This is a genomic window from Lacisediminimonas sp. (assembly GCF_030645335.1).
In the GTDB taxonomy this organism is placed as follows: domain Bacteria; phylum Pseudomonadota; class Gammaproteobacteria; order Burkholderiales; family Burkholderiaceae_D; genus Lacisediminimonas.
Window position 1 is genome coordinate 1 of the sequence record NZ_JAUSNH010000026.1, and the last position, 15,482, is coordinate 15,482.

General features: G+C 61.6%; 18 protein-coding genes. 12 read left to right on the top strand and 6 right to left on the bottom strand.

Annotation, left to right across the window (positions count from 1 at the left end; genetic code table 11):
* Positions 1-146 precede the first annotated feature (146 nt).
* The 3 genes from Q7T64_RS01935 to Q7T64_RS01945 are packed head-to-tail and all read right to left on the bottom strand — an operon-like array spanning position 147 to position 3,667.
* A complete protein-coding gene (locus Q7T64_RS01935; protein ID WP_304790273.1) occupies positions 147-1,037 on the bottom strand; it encodes an aldose 1-epimerase in 891 nt (296 codons plus the stop codon).
* A gap of 11 nt (positions 1,038-1,048) precedes the next feature.
* The gene (locus Q7T64_RS01940; RefSeq protein ID WP_304790276.1) at positions 1,049-1,924 is read right to left on the bottom strand and encodes an SMP-30/gluconolactonase/LRE family protein; all 876 of its coding nucleotides are present in this window, start codon (positions 1,922-1,924) and stop codon (positions 1,049-1,051) included.
* Positions 1,925-1,939: 15 nt separating this feature from the next.
* Positions 1,940-3,667, bottom strand: a complete 1,728-nt coding sequence (locus Q7T64_RS01945; protein ID WP_370653239.1) for an IlvD/Edd family dehydratase — start codon at positions 3,665-3,667, stop codon at positions 1,940-1,942.
* Between the two features lie 78 nt (positions 3,668-3,745).
* Here Q7T64_RS01945 and Q7T64_RS01950 point away from each other — a divergent pair, with 78 nt between their 5' ends.
* The gene (locus Q7T64_RS01950; RefSeq protein WP_304790279.1) at positions 3,746-4,522 is read left to right on the top strand and encodes an SDR family NAD(P)-dependent oxidoreductase; all 777 of its coding nucleotides are present in this window, start codon (positions 3,746-3,748) and stop codon (positions 4,520-4,522) included.
* A 32-nt stretch (positions 4,523-4,554) separates the two neighbouring features.
* Positions 4,555-4,962 carry a hypothetical protein gene (locus Q7T64_RS01955; protein WP_304790283.1) on the top strand — a complete coding sequence of 136 codons (408 nt, stop codon included), beginning with the start codon at positions 4,555-4,557 and terminating at the stop codon, positions 4,960-4,962.
* 142 nt (positions 4,963-5,104) lie between these two features.
* Here the strand turns inward: Q7T64_RS01955 and Q7T64_RS01960 are convergent, their stop codons facing one another.
* Together Q7T64_RS01960 and Q7T64_RS01965 are read right to left on the bottom strand one after the other, a co-directional pair.
* Entirely contained in the window at positions 5,105-5,380 is a 276-nt protein-coding gene (locus tag Q7T64_RS01960; protein ID WP_304790286.1) for a hypothetical protein, read from the bottom strand.
* A gap of 97 nt (positions 5,381-5,477) precedes the next feature.
* On the bottom strand, positions 5,478-5,612 hold the full coding sequence (locus Q7T64_RS01965) for a hypothetical protein (RefSeq protein ID WP_304790289.1): 135 nt from the start codon (positions 5,610-5,612) through the stop codon (positions 5,478-5,480).
* A gap of 381 nt (positions 5,613-5,993) precedes the next feature.
* Here Q7T64_RS01965 and Q7T64_RS01970 point away from each other — a divergent pair, with 381 nt between their 5' ends.
* From Q7T64_RS01970 to Q7T64_RS01980, 3 genes are all read left to right on the top strand, one after another.
* Positions 5,994-6,293 (top strand): hypothetical protein, encoded by a 300-nt coding sequence (locus Q7T64_RS01970; protein WP_304790292.1) that lies wholly within the window; start codon positions 5,994-5,996, stop codon positions 6,291-6,293.
* Positions 6,294-6,295: 2 nt separating this feature from the next.
* Positions 6,296-6,856 (top strand): hypothetical protein, encoded by a 561-nt coding sequence (locus tag Q7T64_RS01975; protein WP_304790296.1) that lies wholly within the window; start codon positions 6,296-6,298, stop codon positions 6,854-6,856.
* Between the two features lie 77 nt (positions 6,857-6,933).
* Positions 6,934-7,128 (top strand): hypothetical protein, encoded by a 195-nt coding sequence (locus tag Q7T64_RS01980; RefSeq protein ID WP_304790298.1) that lies wholly within the window; start codon positions 6,934-6,936, stop codon positions 7,126-7,128.
* A gap of 345 nt (positions 7,129-7,473) precedes the next feature.
* Here the strand turns inward: Q7T64_RS01980 and mobA are convergent, their stop codons facing one another.
* Positions 7,474-8,061, bottom strand: coding sequence for a molybdenum cofactor guanylyltransferase MobA (gene mobA / locus Q7T64_RS01985; RefSeq protein WP_304790301.1), 588 nt, complete (start codon positions 8,059-8,061; stop codon positions 7,474-7,476).
* Positions 8,062-8,219: 158 nt separating this feature from the next.
* On the opposite strand from mobA, the gene apbC reads away from it, so the two are divergent.
* The 7 genes from apbC to Q7T64_RS02020 form a co-directional block, all read left to right on the top strand.
* Positions 8,220-9,308: an iron-sulfur cluster carrier protein ApbC gene (gene apbC, locus Q7T64_RS01990; protein ID WP_304790306.1), complete on the top strand. Its 1,089-nt coding sequence runs from the start codon at positions 8,220-8,222 to the stop codon at positions 9,306-9,308.
* Positions 9,309-9,380: 72 nt separating this feature from the next.
* Complete coding sequence (locus Q7T64_RS01995) at positions 9,381-9,914, top strand: DUF3305 domain-containing protein (protein ID WP_304790309.1); 534 nt, start codon at positions 9,381-9,383, stop codon at positions 9,912-9,914.
* On the top strand, positions 9,904-10,590 hold the full coding sequence (locus Q7T64_RS02000; protein WP_304790312.1) for a DUF3306 domain-containing protein: 687 nt from the start codon (positions 9,904-9,906) through the stop codon (positions 10,588-10,590). Before Q7T64_RS01995 ends, Q7T64_RS02000 begins: the two co-directional genes overlap by 11 nt.
* Positions 10,587-12,689: a 4Fe-4S binding protein gene (locus Q7T64_RS02005; protein ID WP_304790315.1), complete on the top strand. Its 2,103-nt coding sequence runs from the start codon at positions 10,587-10,589 to the stop codon at positions 12,687-12,689. The genes Q7T64_RS02000 and Q7T64_RS02005 overlap by 4 nt, the downstream gene beginning before the upstream one ends.
* A 73-nt stretch (positions 12,690-12,762) precedes the next feature.
* Positions 12,763-13,383: a molecular chaperone gene (locus Q7T64_RS02010; RefSeq protein ID WP_304790317.1), complete on the top strand. Its 621-nt coding sequence runs from the start codon at positions 12,763-12,765 to the stop codon at positions 13,381-13,383.
* A gap of 179 nt (positions 13,384-13,562) precedes the next feature.
* Positions 13,563-13,757, top strand: a complete 195-nt coding sequence (locus Q7T64_RS02015) for a hypothetical protein (protein ID WP_304790319.1) — start codon at positions 13,563-13,565, stop codon at positions 13,755-13,757.
* 15 nt (positions 13,758-13,772) lie between these two features.
* Positions 13,773-15,482, top strand: a 1,710-nt coding sequence (locus Q7T64_RS02020) for a molybdopterin-dependent oxidoreductase (protein ID WP_304790322.1), incomplete at its 3' end; no start/stop codon positions are given.

Genomic DNA, 15,482 nt, shown 5'->3' on the forward strand with positions numbered 1-15,482 from the left:
TGGTGACTTTCTTTTTGGCGCCGCCAAAAAGAAAGTTACACGCCCGCGGGGGCGTCTCCCCGCTTAACAACAAAGATGATAAAACCCGCAAAACAAGCCGAAGCAAAAAACCCAAAAAACCCAAAAAACACCATATAAAAAAACAATCAACCAAAAACCGAAACAGAAAACGAAACAAGCATCCTCAAACTCTCCCCATTCCGAAGCGAAACCAATCCCGGCTTAGCCTTCACATGAAACGCATCAATCGGATGCGAAATCGGCTCAAAACAAAAGAACCCACCCCCAGCCGGCCGGTAAAGCAAACTATATCCACTCACCGGCGCCACCCGCATCAGCACCCCAAGTCCAGAATCAGGATAAGCAACCCGCATCACCCCATCCCATCCGGAAAAACAATTATCAATCAGGCCACCGCCACAAACGGCAGCCGGCTCATTGAAATCCCACCCCACCGGCAAGCCGGTCGAATAGGTAATCGGAATCGCATCCTCCCCCGAAAGCCAGACGCCCGACGAGCGAGCCTGCAATCGCGTCGAGGAATTGCAGACAAAATAGGGATGCAGCCCCAGGCCGTAAGGCAAGGCCGTGCGCCCCCGATGCGTCACCTTCAGCGAAACCCGCAATCCTTCAGGCAGCAATTCAAAACCTTGCTCGGCATCGTATTCATAGGGATTGCCATCGAACCGGCGCGACGACAGCCCAAGCACTGCGCTGCCGCCATCCGACTCCAGCACGTGCCAGGGCTGCAACCAGCCATCGCCGTGGATCGGGTAGGGCTCGCCATGACGATTATTACGGATCGGATGATGTACGCCGTGATGGGCAAAGCCCCCCTGCGTAATCCGGTTCGACCACGGTAGCAGCGGAAAACACGCCAGCGTATAGCGGTCGTCAGACACACCATCCCAGGCCCGCAGCAAGGCCTGCTCGCCAGCAGCCGGCTTCCAGTCCCAACTGGCGATCCCGCCCCCCAACTCCGGCACCAGCCGCAGTCGCTGCTGCGCGTTTTCAAGAACCAGCAATCGTGTTTCCATGAATGCCTTGCCTAGCCGCGAAACATGTCGGCCGGCAGTCCGGCAATACCGGGCTCGGCGGCGAACAAGCCGCCGGCCAGCGGTTCGGCCAGCCGCTGCGCCGGCGTCAATCCGACCGCGGCACTGGTGATGTACAGGGTGGACAGGTCTGGCCCGCCAAAGCTGCAACTGGTGACCTGGCTGACCGGTAGCGTGATCGTCATCAGCACCACGCCTTCGCTGTCGTGACGGGTCAGCTTGCCGGCGCCCCAGTGGGCAATCCACAAGCCGCCTTCGGCGTCGGTCGTCATGCCGTCCGGAGAGCCCTCGCCAGCGCCAAACTGCAGGAACAGGCGCTTGTTGGCGACACTGCCGGTTTCGGGGTCGAAGTCGAAGGCATGGACGCGACCATAAACGCTGTCGTTGAAGTACATGGTGCGCTGGTCGGCCGACCATGCCGGACCATTGGTGACTGGATAGCCGCTGTCGACCCGCTCGCACTGCATGGCGGGCGTGAGGCGGTACAGCGAACCGGTAGGGGCCTTGCAATCGAAATCAATGGTGCCGGCCCAGTAGCGGCCCTGGCGATCGCATTTGCCGTCATTGAAGCGATTGCCGGGCAGATGCGCTTCGGGTGCCGCCAGGTGTTCCAGCTTTTTGGTGGCCGGGTCAAAGAAGGCGAAGCCATGACGCAGCGTGACGATCAGGCCAGGCTTGCCCATGCGCTCGGCGGCGGAGCTGATCTCTTCGTCGAATTGCCAATGGCGCTGGCGCGGGGTTTCGCCCGGCGCGTAACGGTGCAGCCGGTGCTGCAGGATATCGACCCAGTACAGCGCCTGTTCGCGAGAAGACCAAAGCGGGCCTTCTCCCAGTTCCGCTTTTGCATCCCATACGCAATGAAGGTGCATGATGAATCCGGCCTTTCAGTGCGATTCGCGCGGAACCAGCGCGCCGCTGGATCCGACCAGGAAATCGAAGTCCGCCCCCAGGTGTGCCTGCTGCACATGCTCCACATACAGCCGGACATAGCCGCGCTCCGGTGCCGGCGGCGCAGTCCACCGGGTACGGCGCCGGGCCAGTTCGGCGTCGTCCACCTCCACGTGCAAGCTTCGCCGCGGCACGTCGAGCTGGATCATGTCGCCGTCGCGCACCAGCGCCAGTGGACCGCCAATGCTGGCCTCGGGCGAGGTATGCAATACCACCGTGCCGTAGGCCGTGCCGCTCATGCGCGCGTCCGAAATGCGCACCATGTCGGTAATGCCTTTCTTCAATATCTTTTTTGGCAGCGGCATGTTGCCGACTTCCGCCATGCCGGGATAGCCGCGCGGCCCGCAATTCCTCAGCACCATCACACAGTGTTCGTCGATGTCGAACGCGTCGTCGTCGATGCGCGAGCGCAGCTCTTCAATGTTGTCGAATACGACCGCCCGGCCGCGATGCGTGAGCAAGTGGGGGGACGCCGCCGATGGCTTGATTACCGCGCCGTCCGGCGCCAGGTTGCCTTTCAGGATCACGATGCCGGCGTTTGGCTTGAATGGCGCATCCATGCTGCAGATGACTTCGCGGTTGTAGCAGGGCGCATCGCGCACGTTCTCGCCAATGGTCTGCCCATTCACCGTGAGCGCGTCACCATGCAGCAAGGGAAGCATCTCGCGCATCAGCGCCGGCAGGCCGCCGGCGTAGTAAAAGTCTTCCATCAGGAAACGGCCGGACGGCTGCAGGTCCAGCAAGCAGGGCAATTCGCTGGCCAGTTGATCCCAGTCCTCCAGCTTCAGCGGCACGCCGATGCGTCCGGCAATTGCCAGCAGATGCACTACCGCATTGGTCGAACCGCCGATTGCCGCCAGCACCCGCACCGCATTTTCGAACGCGTGGCGCGTCAGGATGCGCGCCATGCCAAGGTCTTCTTCGACCATGCGCACGATACGGCGGCCACTCAATTGCGCCAGCCGGTTGCGGCGCGTGTCAGGCGCGGGTATCGCTGCATTGCCGGGCAGCGACATGCCCAGCGCCTCCACCATGCTGGCCATGGTCGATGCCGTGCCCATCGTCATGCAGTGTCCGGCCGAGCGGTTCATGCAGGCTTCCGCCTCGGTGAACGCCGCCTGCGTCATCTCGCCCGCCCGCACCATTTCAGACATCTGCCAGACGCCGGTGCCGGAGCCGATATCCTGGCCACGAAATTTACCGTTCAGCATGGGCCCGCCGGATACGCCGATGGTGGGCAGTCCGCAACTGGCTGCACCCATCAGCAGCGCCGGCGTGGTCTTGTCGCAGCCCATCAGCAGCACCACGCCATCGATCGGATTGCCGCGGATCGATTCTTCCACGTCCATGCTGGCCAGGTTACGAAACAGCATGGCCGTTGGACGCAGCTGCGTTTCGCCCAGGGACATCACCGGAAACTCCAGCGGAAAGCCGCCGGCTTCCAGCACGCCGTGTTTGACGAATTCCGCCAGTTCGCGGAAATGGGAGTTGCAAGGGGTCAGTTCCGACCAGGTGTTGCAGATGCCGATCACGGGCCGGCCGTCGAAGGCGTCGTCCGGATAGCCCGGCTTCTTGGTCCAGCTTCGATGGACGAAGCCGTCACGATCTTGTTGGCCGAACCAGGCCTGGCTGCGACGTATTGAATTTTTTGTAGTCATAGGCATCAAGGGAGTGACCGCAACGAGTGGCGGACCCACTTGTCATGTGAGTAAGCCCATCTTCGAAAGTTCAGGAGAGTCCAGATGACTGCAGGAAATGGTTTGGCGCGCTTTCCCGGCATAGCCGGCAAGCGGGTATTCATTACCGGTGGCGGCTCGGGTATCGGCGCGGCGCTGGTCAGCGCCTTTGCCGAACAGGGGGCGACGGTCGGATTTGTCGATATCGCGGTGGAAGCCGGCAATGCATTGTGCGAACGCCTGGCCAGCCAGGGATTGGCCAGGCCCTTGTTCCGCCTTTGCGATATCCGCGATATCGCCTCCCTGCAGTCCGTCATGCAGGGATTGGCCGCGGAGGTCGGCGACTTCGATGTATTGGTCAACAATGCCGGCAATGACGACCGCCATCGGATCGAGGACGTGAGCGTCGAATATTGGGATGATCGTATCGCCATCAACCAGCGGCCAATGTTCTTTGCCTGCCAGTCGGTGGCGCCGGGCATGAAAAGGAAGGGCGGCGGCTCGATCATCAATATCGGGTCGGCCAGCTGGCACATGGCCGGCGGCGGTTATCCGGTCTATACGACAAGCAAGGCTGCGGTGAGCGGACTCACGCGTGGACTGGCCCGCGATCTCGGGCCGTTTCGCATCCGGGTCAATACCGTCACGCCCGGCTGGGTGATGACAGAGCGTCAGATCGCGCTGTGGCTGGATGAGGAGGGCGAAAAGCAGATCGATCGCAGCCAGTGCCTGCCGGGCCGCGTGCAACCCTGGCATGTGGCGCGCATGGTGCTGTTCCTGGCGGCGGATGACAGCGCAATGTGTACCGCCCAGGAATTCATTGTCGATGGCGGCTGGGTCTGACGCGCCACGCAGCGCATCACCGGCGGGGGCAAATGATTGAAATGGCACAAGACCAGGCGGCGCCGCGGGCGGGAATTGATTGCGCCCGCCGTGTCTCTAATAGTCAATTCAATCGACCAGGTGTGGTGATGCCGACCAAAGACAGCGCAGAAAAAAGCGAAAACGAAGTCCCGTCGCAGGGTTCGAATGTGCAGGATGGGTTTGCAACCGACACGCTCAACCTGATTGCCGGGCACAAGGGAAAGCTGGCTGTTGGTGCCGCAGCCGCTCTCGGCTTGATGATCCTGTACCACTGGCGGGAAAAATCCCTTGCCGAGGAAGACCCGCAGGCCTACGCGCAACTGAAAAAATTCACGGCGCCGTTCAAGTCGGCCGATGAGGTCGAGCAGGAAGAGTTTGAACGCCGGATGCGCGAGCAGGGGACGCATCCGCCGATCTGAACAGGCTTTGCCCGGCTGTGTGCCTGGAAGGACACCCTCAAGCTTGCACAATCAGGCGATGCAAAGTGAACGCGATGCAGCGCGACGCCTATCCTGACGTCACGCGCTTATTGCCGTACGCTTGTTCCCTGACCATTCGGCACTATTTTTCGGCCTTGGGTTCGGGCGCAGGCCCACGCTTCATTTTCTTGTGCTTCGAACGCTTGGCATCCCGCTTGGTGGCGGACGCTGCACCCGCAGCGGTGTCACTGGCGCCGGAACTGGCGGCTTGCTGGCGCGCGCGTATTTCGTCGGCGCGGCGCTCGACATCACGCACTTTATCCGGGTCGGTACTTTCGGAAATGCCTTGCAGCGGGGCATTTTGCGCCATCGCTGTACCGCATGCAGCCAACAACAGCACCAGCAGGATTCTTTTCATCTGTCTCTCCGGTCGATGGACATGTTTAAGAGCCGCGATCGCGGCCTGGAGTTCGCCTTTGTGCCGGTCCTGCGATTGCGCAAGATCAGCTTATCGCTCAGGGAGCCAGCACAAACAGGATCAGGGACAGGCCGGTAAGCATGCCGGCAGCAAGCAGCATCACGATCAGCGGAATTTTCATGGCGTCACCTTTAACGAAGAAGCATGCTGCTTTGATACTGGCGAGGGCCAAAGCGTTCCTGATGACGCCGCAAGCTTGCCAGGCGTGCCGGCGATGCAGGCAGCCAATGAAAATCCGGATGGACAGGAAACCGGCAGGCAGGGATGATGTGCAGTCAAGATCTGCCGGAATTGTTTGCGGCGGCGAATGTATTTCATCACGTAAGCATCAACCCGCGAGTTGATCAAAGCCGCTAAGCTTGCCTTGGCAATTGATTGAACCGGACGGGCGCAGTGCATACGGGAATTGCTGCTTCCGCGAGGCGTCTTGTTGATAGCGCAATGTTTGCGCCAGTCGCTTTACCCGCCGTTTGTTCCGTTGTCGATTATCAAAACGACATCAACCCCGGCGCGTCACACTGGAAACAGTTCAACACTGACAACGGGGTAAGGCATGGAGACAACAGCACGCAATTACGATCCGGATAACCTGCTTGCGTCCTTGATCGGAAAACTCAAGCTGAAGAATGACGCAGCACTTTCCCGTGCGCTTGAGGTTTCGCCACCAGTGATCAGCAAAATTCGTCATCGCCGGCTTCCGGTAACCGGTTCGCTCTTGATCCGGATGCATGAAGTCAGTAACCTGAGCATCGGTGAGCTGCGAGGCTTGCTCGGTGACCGCCGCAATAAATTCCGCATCAGCGACAAGCATTTCAAGCCGCGAGCTGCGGGTGATAACCAGGCCAGGGAGTGAAAATGAATGCAGCGTGCCATGTGACGCAGATCGTTGTTGGTGCACGCGGAAAAGGCAGGGCACTGGGCGACAAGCCAGTGCCCTTGCAATCCCGGTGGCAATCCCGGGTGCAGTATCTTGCACTGGCCGTGCTGATGTGCGGCACGGCGGCGCCCGCGGCCTCGGCTGGCCTGGGCGACATGCTTGGCGCGCTGGCTGCCAGCCCCGGCGAGCGCGGCCGCGGCCGCAGCCTCGATGATGCATTGCAGCGGCTGGCCAAACAAATGAACCGCGACACGCCGCAAGTGATCGACAAGGAAATCCGGCTGGACAGGGTCAGTGCCGAACCCGGTACGGAACTGGTCTATCACTACACCTTGCTCGGGCGCCCGGCTGCGGAATTGCCGGCGGAGGTCTTTTACGGCAAGCTCGCCCCGGCCGTGAGAGCCAAGCTCTGCCAGGATCCGCAGATGCAGAAGCTTCTCGATAGCGGTGCGTGGGTGGCTTTTTCATATCGCGGCAGCGACGGCCGCGATATCGGCAAGCTGTCTTACCGGCAGCGCGATTGCGCAGACAAGGGCTGACCCAAGCAGTGTGTCCTTGCAGGTCCGGTAAGTCAGCAAACAGCGGGTCCGGACAGTCCGGAAGCCAGGGATATTCAATGCGTTCATTGCTTTTCAATATGACCGGCCATTGCAGGCGCCTGGCGCTGGTGGTGGCCTGCGGTGTGCTGCTGGCATGCACCACGGATGGTACGCAAGGCAGCAGTTCCGGCGCCAGCAACAGCGGCGTGACCTTCCGTGAAGTGATGGGGGACTTCTGCCCGCCGGCGCAGGCCATGAAAGGCAATTGCTGAAGTCGGTGGCGCCCGCGCAACAACACGCGCCTGATTGATCAGCCACAATTTTTTCGCGGCACGGATCGATATGATTGTCTGGCCCCCTGACACCTCGCGAGCAGGAGTCGGGCCTGACAAGTTCCGTGGAGAAAAAATGCAGTCACAACGCCGCCACTCAACCCTGGTCCGTGTCTGGAATTATTACCGCATCTTCCGGGTCCGATCCGGGCCTGTGCGTTCACTGTACCTTGCGCTGGGCCTGGCTTGGTGATGCGGCGCGGCTGCCATCGGCCCTATGCTCGAATGACGGTCGCAAACCGGCGCAGTGCGGCAAATTCAGGTACGCCTTGATCGTCGCCGCCGTCATTCATAACGCTTGAGTTCTTCCATTGAATTGATGTTGCGGAACGCCGCTTCGTCGGGGAAGCTGACTTCGACGGTGTTCAGGCTGCCGGTCCAGGCGTCGATTTTCCGGCCGCCCTTGTGCAGGAACTCTTCGAGGTGCGTCAACAGCCTGGACGGCACCAGGCAAAACACCGGATGCGGCTGGCGCTGTGCACCGGAGCCGGTGACGGCCATTGCCACGTCCGCCTGTTTTTCTTCCAGCGCATCGGCCAGCCGTTCGACCAGGTCCAGCGGCAGGAACGGGGAATCGCAGGGCGCCGTCACCAGGTATTCCGATTCGCAGTGGGACAGCCCGGTATGCAGTCCGGCCAATGGCCCGGCGAAGCCGCCGATCTGGTCCGGCCACACCGCCACGCCAAATCCTTCGTAAGGCCCCAGGTTCTGGTTGGCGTTGATCATCAGGTTGCCGACCTGCGGCTGCAGTCGCATCATCACATGCAGCGCCATCGGCGCGCCGCGAAATTGCTGCAGCCCCTTGTCGACCGTGCCCATGCGGGTACCGCGTCCGCCCGCCAGTATCAGGCCGGTAATCTGATGGAGTTCCATTGTTGCATCTGCCTTGATTGGATTGGTTGATTCAGCCGCGCCAATATAACTGATCCGGACCTTTGCCTGTTGGTCTTGGCCGGCGCGGCGCCAGAGCTAAACGCAAGCGCCGGAATTGGCTTTGGTTTAGACTGGCGACGCACTATACGGGAGAGGTGATGAGCATTACGGTTGAAGCAGTCCGGTCGGCACTTGGCCAAGTGATTGACCCTAATACTGGCAAGGACTTTGTCAGCGCCAAGGCGGCGAAAAACATCAAGGTCGACGGCAGCGATGTATCGCTCGACATCGAGCTGGGCTATCCGGCCAAAAGCCAGCTGGACATGCTGCGCAAGCTGGTGATTGCGGCGGTGCGCGCAATACCGGGCGCCGGCAATGTCAGCGTCAACATGCAGGTCAAGATCGTTGCGCACACGGCGCAGCGGGGCGTCAAGCTGATGTCCAACGTCAAGAACATCATTGCGGTGGCGTCGGGCAAGGGCGGGGTCGGCAAGTCGACCACGGCGGTCAACCTGGCGCTGGCGCTGGCGGCCGAAGGCGCCGCAGTCGGGCTGCTGGACGCCGATATCTACGGTCCGTCGCAACCGATGATGATGGGCATTACCGGCCGGCCCGAGTCATCCGACGGCAAGACCATGGAGCCGATGGAAAACCACGGCCTGCAGGTGTCGTCGATCGGTTTCATGATCGATGCCGACGAGCCGATGGTCTGGCGCGGACCGATCGTGACCCAGGCGCTGCAGCAATTGCTGGAGCAAACCAACTGGCGCGACCTGGATTACCTGATCGTCGACATGCCCCCGGGAACCGGTGACATCCAGCTGACGCTGTCGCAAAAAGTCCCGGTCACCGGCGCGGTCATTGTCACCACTCCGCAGGACATTGCGCTGCTTGATGCGCGCAAGGGCCTGAAGATGTTCGAGAAGGTCGGCATACCGATCCTGGGCGTGGTGGAAAACATGAGCGTGCACATCTGCTCCAATTGCGGTCATGCCGAAGCGATTTTCGGCACCGGCGGCGGCGAAAAGATGTGCGCCCAGTATGGCGTCGATTTTCTCGGCGCCTTGCCGCTGACCATGTCGATCCGCGAGCAGACCGACTCCGGCCGGCCGACCGTGGTCGCCGACCCGGACGGCAAGGTTGCCCAGTTGTACAAGGACATTGCCCGCCGCATTGCGATCAAGGTTGCCGAGAAATCCCGGGACATGTCGAGCAAGTTCCCCAGCATCGTTGTCAAGAACGACTAGGGTCAGGGGCGCGGGAAGCAGCAACCGCCAGCAGTAACAGGCAGCAGTAACAGGCAGCAGACAAAGGCGGCGATGGAACACGCAGGTGCAAGACGGGTCGCAGTGATCATGCAACGGCTGCCGCTGGATAACCGCTGGCAGCCGTGGCAGTGGCGTCCGCTCGAGATCGTCGAGCTTGACGTGTCGCCGCTGCCGGATGAGCCAGGGCCGCGCTGCCTGATGGATTCAGCCGAAGAATCCCGCTGGCTGTTTGGCGGCTTCGAGCTTGAATTCTTCCGCGACGAGGCCGAAGGCTATTTCCTCAACGTCGACACGGCCAATCCGAGCTGGTTCGTCATGTGGCGCATGGAGGAAGTGGATGGTCAGGAAATCGCGGTGCCAAAGTCGGTCACGCTGTCGTACAACGTCGCCGCCCGGCTGATGGATGGTGGAGAGCGGGTCGATATTTTGCCGGCGTCCCCGCATATCGTCGAATTGATGCACGGCTTCGTCGCGCAGTATTACCGGCCGGAAGTCAAGGGCAAGCGCCGCAAGCCCTCGTTCGAGGGCGGCGCTGCGGTGCAGGAAATGGCCCGCGCAGAAAAGGATGTCCCACGTGGCGGCTGACGATTTCTTCAATCGCTGGGCCCGACATAACGAGCAAGCCCGGCAGGCCCGCGCAGAGGAAGCAGCGGCAACGCCAGCGCCGCCGCCTGTCCCCGATCCGTACCAGGGCCGCTTGCCGACACTGGAAGACGTGCAGCAGGCGTCTGCCACGCAAACCGATTTTTCTCCCTTCATGAAGCAGGGCGTGGACGAGTCGGTCAAGCGCTCGGCGCTCAAGAAGTTGTTCACCGATCCTCACTTCAATGTGATGGATGGCCTGGACATCTACATCGGCGACTATTCACAGAGCGACCCGATTCCCCCCGAAATGATGGCGATGCTCAGGCATGCAAAGGATTTGTTCGATCCGCCCGGGCTGCATGGGCGCAGCGTGATGGCCCTGCAGGAGCCGGAACCGGAACCGCCGGCTGCAACGGACCCGGCGCCGCTCGCCGCCGCGCCGGTGGAGGAGGCTGTTGTCGTCCCGGTGGACGAGACAGCGGACGAGCCGTCCGATCAAGCCGGACAGGCCGACTTGGCCCTGTCCCCGGCAAGCGAGCAGCCCGGCGAGCCGGCAAGCCGGTTGCCCCGGCCGGCCGACGCCGCGCAGGGCGAAGCAATGACACCAACTGCAGTGGCCGCACGCAGCGCGCAGCCACTGCAGCAACAACCCCCCCAAGAGACACCGCCAACATGAGCACTCAATACAAAGTCTGCAGTTGCAACCGCAGCATGCCGCTCGACGCTGATGCCGGCAAGCTGCTGGCCAGGGCGCTGGGGGAACCGGCCGTTGCGGTGGCGAGCGAGCTTTGCCGGCATGAAGTCGGCGGTTTCCTGGCGGCGCTGGACGGCGTCGACCGGGTCGTGGTCGCCTGCACCCAGGAGCGCGCGCTGTTTTCGGAACTGGCCGGACAAAAGCAGACGGTCGCGCCGATCCGTTTCGTCAATATCCGCGAGACGGGCGGCTGGAGCGCGCAAGCCGGCGAATCGCTGCCGAAGATGGCGGCCCTGCTGGCTGCTGCGGCCTTGCCCGATCCGGAACCGGTGCCGACGGTGAACTATGACTCCGGCGGCCATGTGCTGGTCATCGGTCCGGCCGCGCGGGTCCAGCCCTGGGCCGCGCGCCTGGGCGGACAACTGGAGGTCAGCGTCTTGTTTACCGACGCCAGCGGCGTGGGCGGCATGTTGTCCGAGCGCCTCTATCCGACATTTTCGGGTGAGCAGGTGCGTGTGACCGGTTGGCTGGGTGCGTTCGACGTCAGTTGGCAGCAAGCCAATCCGATCGATCCGGAACTGTGTACCCGCTGCAATGCCTGCGTTGAAGTCTGCCCCGAAAATGCGATCAACCTGCTGTACCAGGTCGACCTGTCGAAATGCGGCTCCCACCGGGACTGCGTGAAGGCGTGCGCGGCAATCGGCGCCATCGATTTCGGGCGCGAGGACACCCGGCGTTCCGGCCGCTTCGACCTGGTTTTCGATCTTTCCGACACGCCGCTGCTGGCGATGCACCAGCCGCCGCAGGGCTATTTCCGCCCGGGCGCCGATGCGCTGCGACAGGCCGACGATGCGCTGCAACTGGTACAGATGGTCGGCGAGTTCGACAAGCCAAAATTCTTTGTCTACAAGGACAAGTTGTGCGCCCACAGCCGCAATGAAAAAGTCGGCTGCAATGCTTGTGTCGAAGTCTGCTCGGCAGAAGCGATTTCCGGCGCTGGCAACCATATCAAGGTCAACCCCAACCTGTGCGTCGGTTGCGGCGCGTGCACCACGGTCTGCCCGTCGGGCGCGCTGGGCTATGCGTATCCGCGGGTGCCGGACATGGGCCAGCGGGTGCGCACGATGCTGCAAGCCTATGCGCGCGCAGGCGGACGCCAGCCGGCCTTGCTGATGCACAGCGACGAGGCCGGGGCGGAACTGATCAGGCAGCTTGGCCGCATGGCGCGCGGCAGCCGCCAGCTGGCCGGTCTGCCGGCGCGCATCATGCCGGTTGCACTGCATCATGCCGCCGCCACTGGCCTGGATGTCTGGCTCAGCGCCGTGGCGTGGGGCGCGACCAATATCGCGGTGCTGACCACGCCGCAGGACGCGCCGCAATATGTCACTGCGCTGCAGGCGCAACTGGCGCTGGCGCAGAGCATCCTGCATGGCCTGGGCTACCAGGGCGATCATTTCATCCTGTTGAAAGCCGGCACTGCTGCCGAGCTCGACGCCGGGCTGGCGGGCGTTGCTGCCGGGCTGGCGCCGGCACAAGCAGCCACCTTCAATGCCGCTGCGGAAAAGCGCACGACGCTGGATTTTGCAATCGATCATTTGCTCAGGCATGCGCCGCAAAAAGTGGAGTCGATTGCGCTGGCGGCGGGTGCGCCGTATGGCGGCGTCGCTGTCGATACCGCTGCCTGCACGCTGTGCATGTCCTGCGTGGGCGCCTGTCCGTCGTCGGCCCTGATGGACAATCCGAACGCGCCGCAACTGCGATTCGTCGAAAGGAATTGCGTCCAGTGCGGACTGTGCGAAAAAACCTGTCCGGAAAATGCAATCAGCCTGGTGCCGCGCCTGTCATTCAATGAGCAGGTGCGCAATCCGGTGGTATTGAATGAAACCGAACCCTACCACTGCATACGCTGCCACAAGCCGTTCGGAACGCTGCAAATGGTCGAGAACATGATCGGCAAGCTGTCATTGCACAGCGCCTTTGCGGGCAATCTTGACCGCATCCGGATGTGCTCCGATTGCCGCGTGATCGACATGATGGAAAACAAGGCCGAGCTGCAGGTCACCGACCTGAAGCGGCATTGATGGACAGGCAGCATCAGTGAACCAGCAACAGCAGGCGTGACAATCGCATCAAACCCAGCAAGGACATCGATCCATGAGTCAGACCCAGGCACAGCCGCTGAAATTTGAAAAGCCCGACGAAGGCGAGGAAACCGCACGCGCCGATCTGTACGGCCTGCTGGCAACACTATTGTATGCGCCACCATCGCAGGCCTTGCTCGACACCATCGGTTCTGCGCAGACACAGGGCGAAGGGGTGCTGGAGCGGGCCTGGGCGGAGCTGGTCGGCGCCTGCCGCACTGCGGATGAGGAGACAGTCCGGGCCGAATACGAACAACTGTTCCTCGGCACCGGCAAGCCGGAAGTCATTTTGTACGGCTCCTATTACCTGGCCGGATTCCTGATGGAAAAGCCCTTGGTCGAACTGCGCGATGATCTGGCCCGCCTGGGACTGCAACGCGTGGAATCGATGCCGGAAAGCGAAGATCACCTGGCCGCGCTGTGCGAAGTGATGCGCTACCTGATTGCATCCGACGACCTGGCGCACGCCAACCTGGACACGCAAAAATCATTTTTCGCCGCCCACATGCAGCCCTGGGTACAGGATTGCTGCACTGCGTTGGCGGTGCATCCATCGGCTTTGTTTTACAAGCCGGTTGCAGCCCTGGCGCAGGCCTTCCTTGATGTCGAAATGCAGGCATTCGATATGGCCTGACCCACTTAATGTGTTGTCCTGAATACCCTGTCAGTTGATAGGGATAAATAAATTTCATGCAACTCGCGCCATACCGGCGCATTATTAAGCGGTTATGCTTTATTAACGAACATGGGAATACCAGTTGTCTTGCGAAGGCCCTTGTGCAATTGATACAAAAAAATAGATCGGAGACGAACATGGCAGATCAGAAAACGACAGGTCGGCGCAAATTTTTTGCCGGTCTGGGACTAGCCGCAGCAGCCGGCGTGGCCGTCAAGGTCGCCGGTATCCAGCAAACTACTGAAGCGGCCGCGCCCGCCGAGCCGGATCACGGCGACAAGTACCGCCTGTCCGAACACGTCAAGAAATACTACCGTACCACCACCATCTGATTCCGAGGTGACACCATGTTGCTGACTCGCAAGAGCACATCAGGCTCGCGTTCGCCTGCCCGTTTTTCATCCAGCCTTGCCGACAGCCTGTCGCGCGCGCTGCCCACGATGGACCGCCGGTCCTTCCTGAAGCGTTCCGGTATCGGCGTTGGCGCCGGCATCGCGGCGTCGCAACTCGGCCTGATCGAAAAGGCGCGGGCCGCCGCCGGCGCCGATAGCGCGGGCGGCAAGATCGAAGTGCGCCGCACTGTCTGCACCCATTGTTCGGTGGGCTGCGCGGTCGACGCCGTCGTGCAAAACGGCGTGTGGGTACGGCAGGAACCGGTATTCGATTCGCCGATCAATCTCGGCGCGCATTGCGCAAAAGGCGCGGCGTTGCGCGAGCACGGCCACGGTGAATACCGGCTCAAGTATCCGATGAAGCTGGTCAACGGCAAGAACCAGCGCAACAGCTGGGACCTTCCGCTCAACGAAATTTCACCCAAGCTGCTGGACCTGAGAAAGACCAGTGGCCCGGATTCCGTGTTCTGGATCGGGTCGTCCAAGCACAATAACGAGCAGGCGCAACTGATGCGCAAGTTCGTGTCCTTCTATGGCACCAACAACACTGATCACCAGGCCCGCATCTGCCACTCCACCACGGTGGCTGGCGTTGCCAATACCTGGGGCTACGGTGCAATGACCAACAGCTACAACGACATGCAGAATTCGAAGGCAGCGTTGTATATCGGCTCCAATGCGGCTGAAGCGCATCCGGTGTCGATGCTGCACATGCTGCATGCGAAGGAAACCGGCTGCAAGATGGTGGTGGTCGATCCGCGCTACACCCGCACCGCGGCCAAGGCCGACCAGTACGTGCGCATCCGTTCCGGCACCGACATTCCGTTCCTGTTCGGCATGCTGTACCACATCTTCAAGAACGGCTGGGAAGACAAGCAATACATCAAGGACCGCGTCTACGGCATGGACAAAGTGCGTGAAGACGTGCTCGCGAAGTGGACGCCGGAGAAGGTTGAAGAGGCGTGCGGCGTGCCGGAAGCCGAAGTCTTCAAGGCCGCCCAAACGCTGGCCATGAACCGGCCGTCCACCATCGTCTGGTGCATGGGCCAGACCCAGCACACGATCGGCAATGCGATGGTGCGGGCGTCGTGCATCGTGCAACTGGCGCTGGGCAATATCGGCAAGTCCGGCGGCGGCGCGAATATTTTCCGCGGCCACGACAACGTGCAGGGCGCAACCGACGTCGGCCCGAATCCGGATTCGCTGCCGGGCTACTACGGCCTGGCCACAGGTTCGTGGAAGCACTGGGCCGCGGTCTGGGGCGTGGACTACGAGTGGATCAAGAAGCAGTTCGTGTCGCAGGCGATGATGGAAAAATCCGGCACCACCGTGTCGCGCTGGATCGACGCCGTGCTGGAAAAGAATGAACTGATCGACCAGGACAGCAATGTCAAGGGTGTCGTGTTCTGGGGCCATGCGCCCAACTCGCAGACCCGCGGGCTGGAAATGAAAAAGGCGATGGACAAGCTCGACCTGCTGGTCGTGATCGATCCTTATCCGTCGGCTACCGCGGCGATGGCAGCCATGAAGGTCGAGGGCCAGGAGCTCAACGCCAATCGCGCGGTCTACCTGCTGCCGGCAGCGACGCAGTTCGAGACGTCCGGTTCGGTCACGGCATCGAACCGTTCGCTCCAGTGGCGCGAGAAAGTGATCGAGCCGCTGTTC

Coding starts and splice junctions, on each gene's coding strand:
- Q7T64_RS01935 (WP_304790273.1), bottom strand. CDS start 1,037: ATGGAAACACGATTGCTGGTTCTTGAAAACGCGCAGCAGCGACTGCGG.
- Q7T64_RS01940 (WP_304790276.1), bottom strand. CDS start 1,924: ATGCACCTTCATTGCGTATGGGATGCAAAAGCGGAACTGGGAGAAGGC.
- Q7T64_RS01945 (WP_370653239.1), bottom strand. CDS start 3,667: ATGCCTATGACTACAAAAAATTCAATACGTCGCAGCCAGGCCTGGTTC.
- Q7T64_RS01950 (WP_304790279.1), top strand. CDS start 3,746: ATGACTGCAGGAAATGGTTTGGCGCGCTTTCCCGGCATAGCCGGCAAG.
- Q7T64_RS01955 (WP_304790283.1), top strand. CDS start 4,555: ATGATTGAAATGGCACAAGACCAGGCGGCGCCGCGGGCGGGAATTGAT.
- Q7T64_RS01960 (WP_304790286.1), bottom strand. CDS start 5,380: ATGAAAAGAATCCTGCTGGTGCTGTTGTTGGCTGCATGCGGTACAGCG.
- Q7T64_RS01970 (WP_304790292.1), top strand. CDS start 5,994: ATGGAGACAACAGCACGCAATTACGATCCGGATAACCTGCTTGCGTCC.
- Q7T64_RS01975 (WP_304790296.1), top strand. CDS start 6,296: ATGAATGCAGCGTGCCATGTGACGCAGATCGTTGTTGGTGCACGCGGA.
- Q7T64_RS01980 (WP_304790298.1), top strand. CDS start 6,934: ATGCGTTCATTGCTTTTCAATATGACCGGCCATTGCAGGCGCCTGGCG.
- mobA (WP_304790301.1), bottom strand. CDS start 8,061: ATGGAACTCCATCAGATTACCGGCCTGATACTGGCGGGCGGACGCGGT.
- apbC (WP_304790306.1), top strand. CDS start 8,220: ATGAGCATTACGGTTGAAGCAGTCCGGTCGGCACTTGGCCAAGTGATT.
- Q7T64_RS01995 (WP_304790309.1), top strand. CDS start 9,381: ATGGAACACGCAGGTGCAAGACGGGTCGCAGTGATCATGCAACGGCTG.
- Q7T64_RS02005 (WP_304790315.1), top strand. CDS start 10,587: ATGAGCACTCAATACAAAGTCTGCAGTTGCAACCGCAGCATGCCGCTC.
- Q7T64_RS02010 (WP_304790317.1), top strand. CDS start 12,763: ATGAGTCAGACCCAGGCACAGCCGCTGAAATTTGAAAAGCCCGACGAA.
- Q7T64_RS02015 (WP_304790319.1), top strand. CDS start 13,563: ATGGCAGATCAGAAAACGACAGGTCGGCGCAAATTTTTTGCCGGTCTG.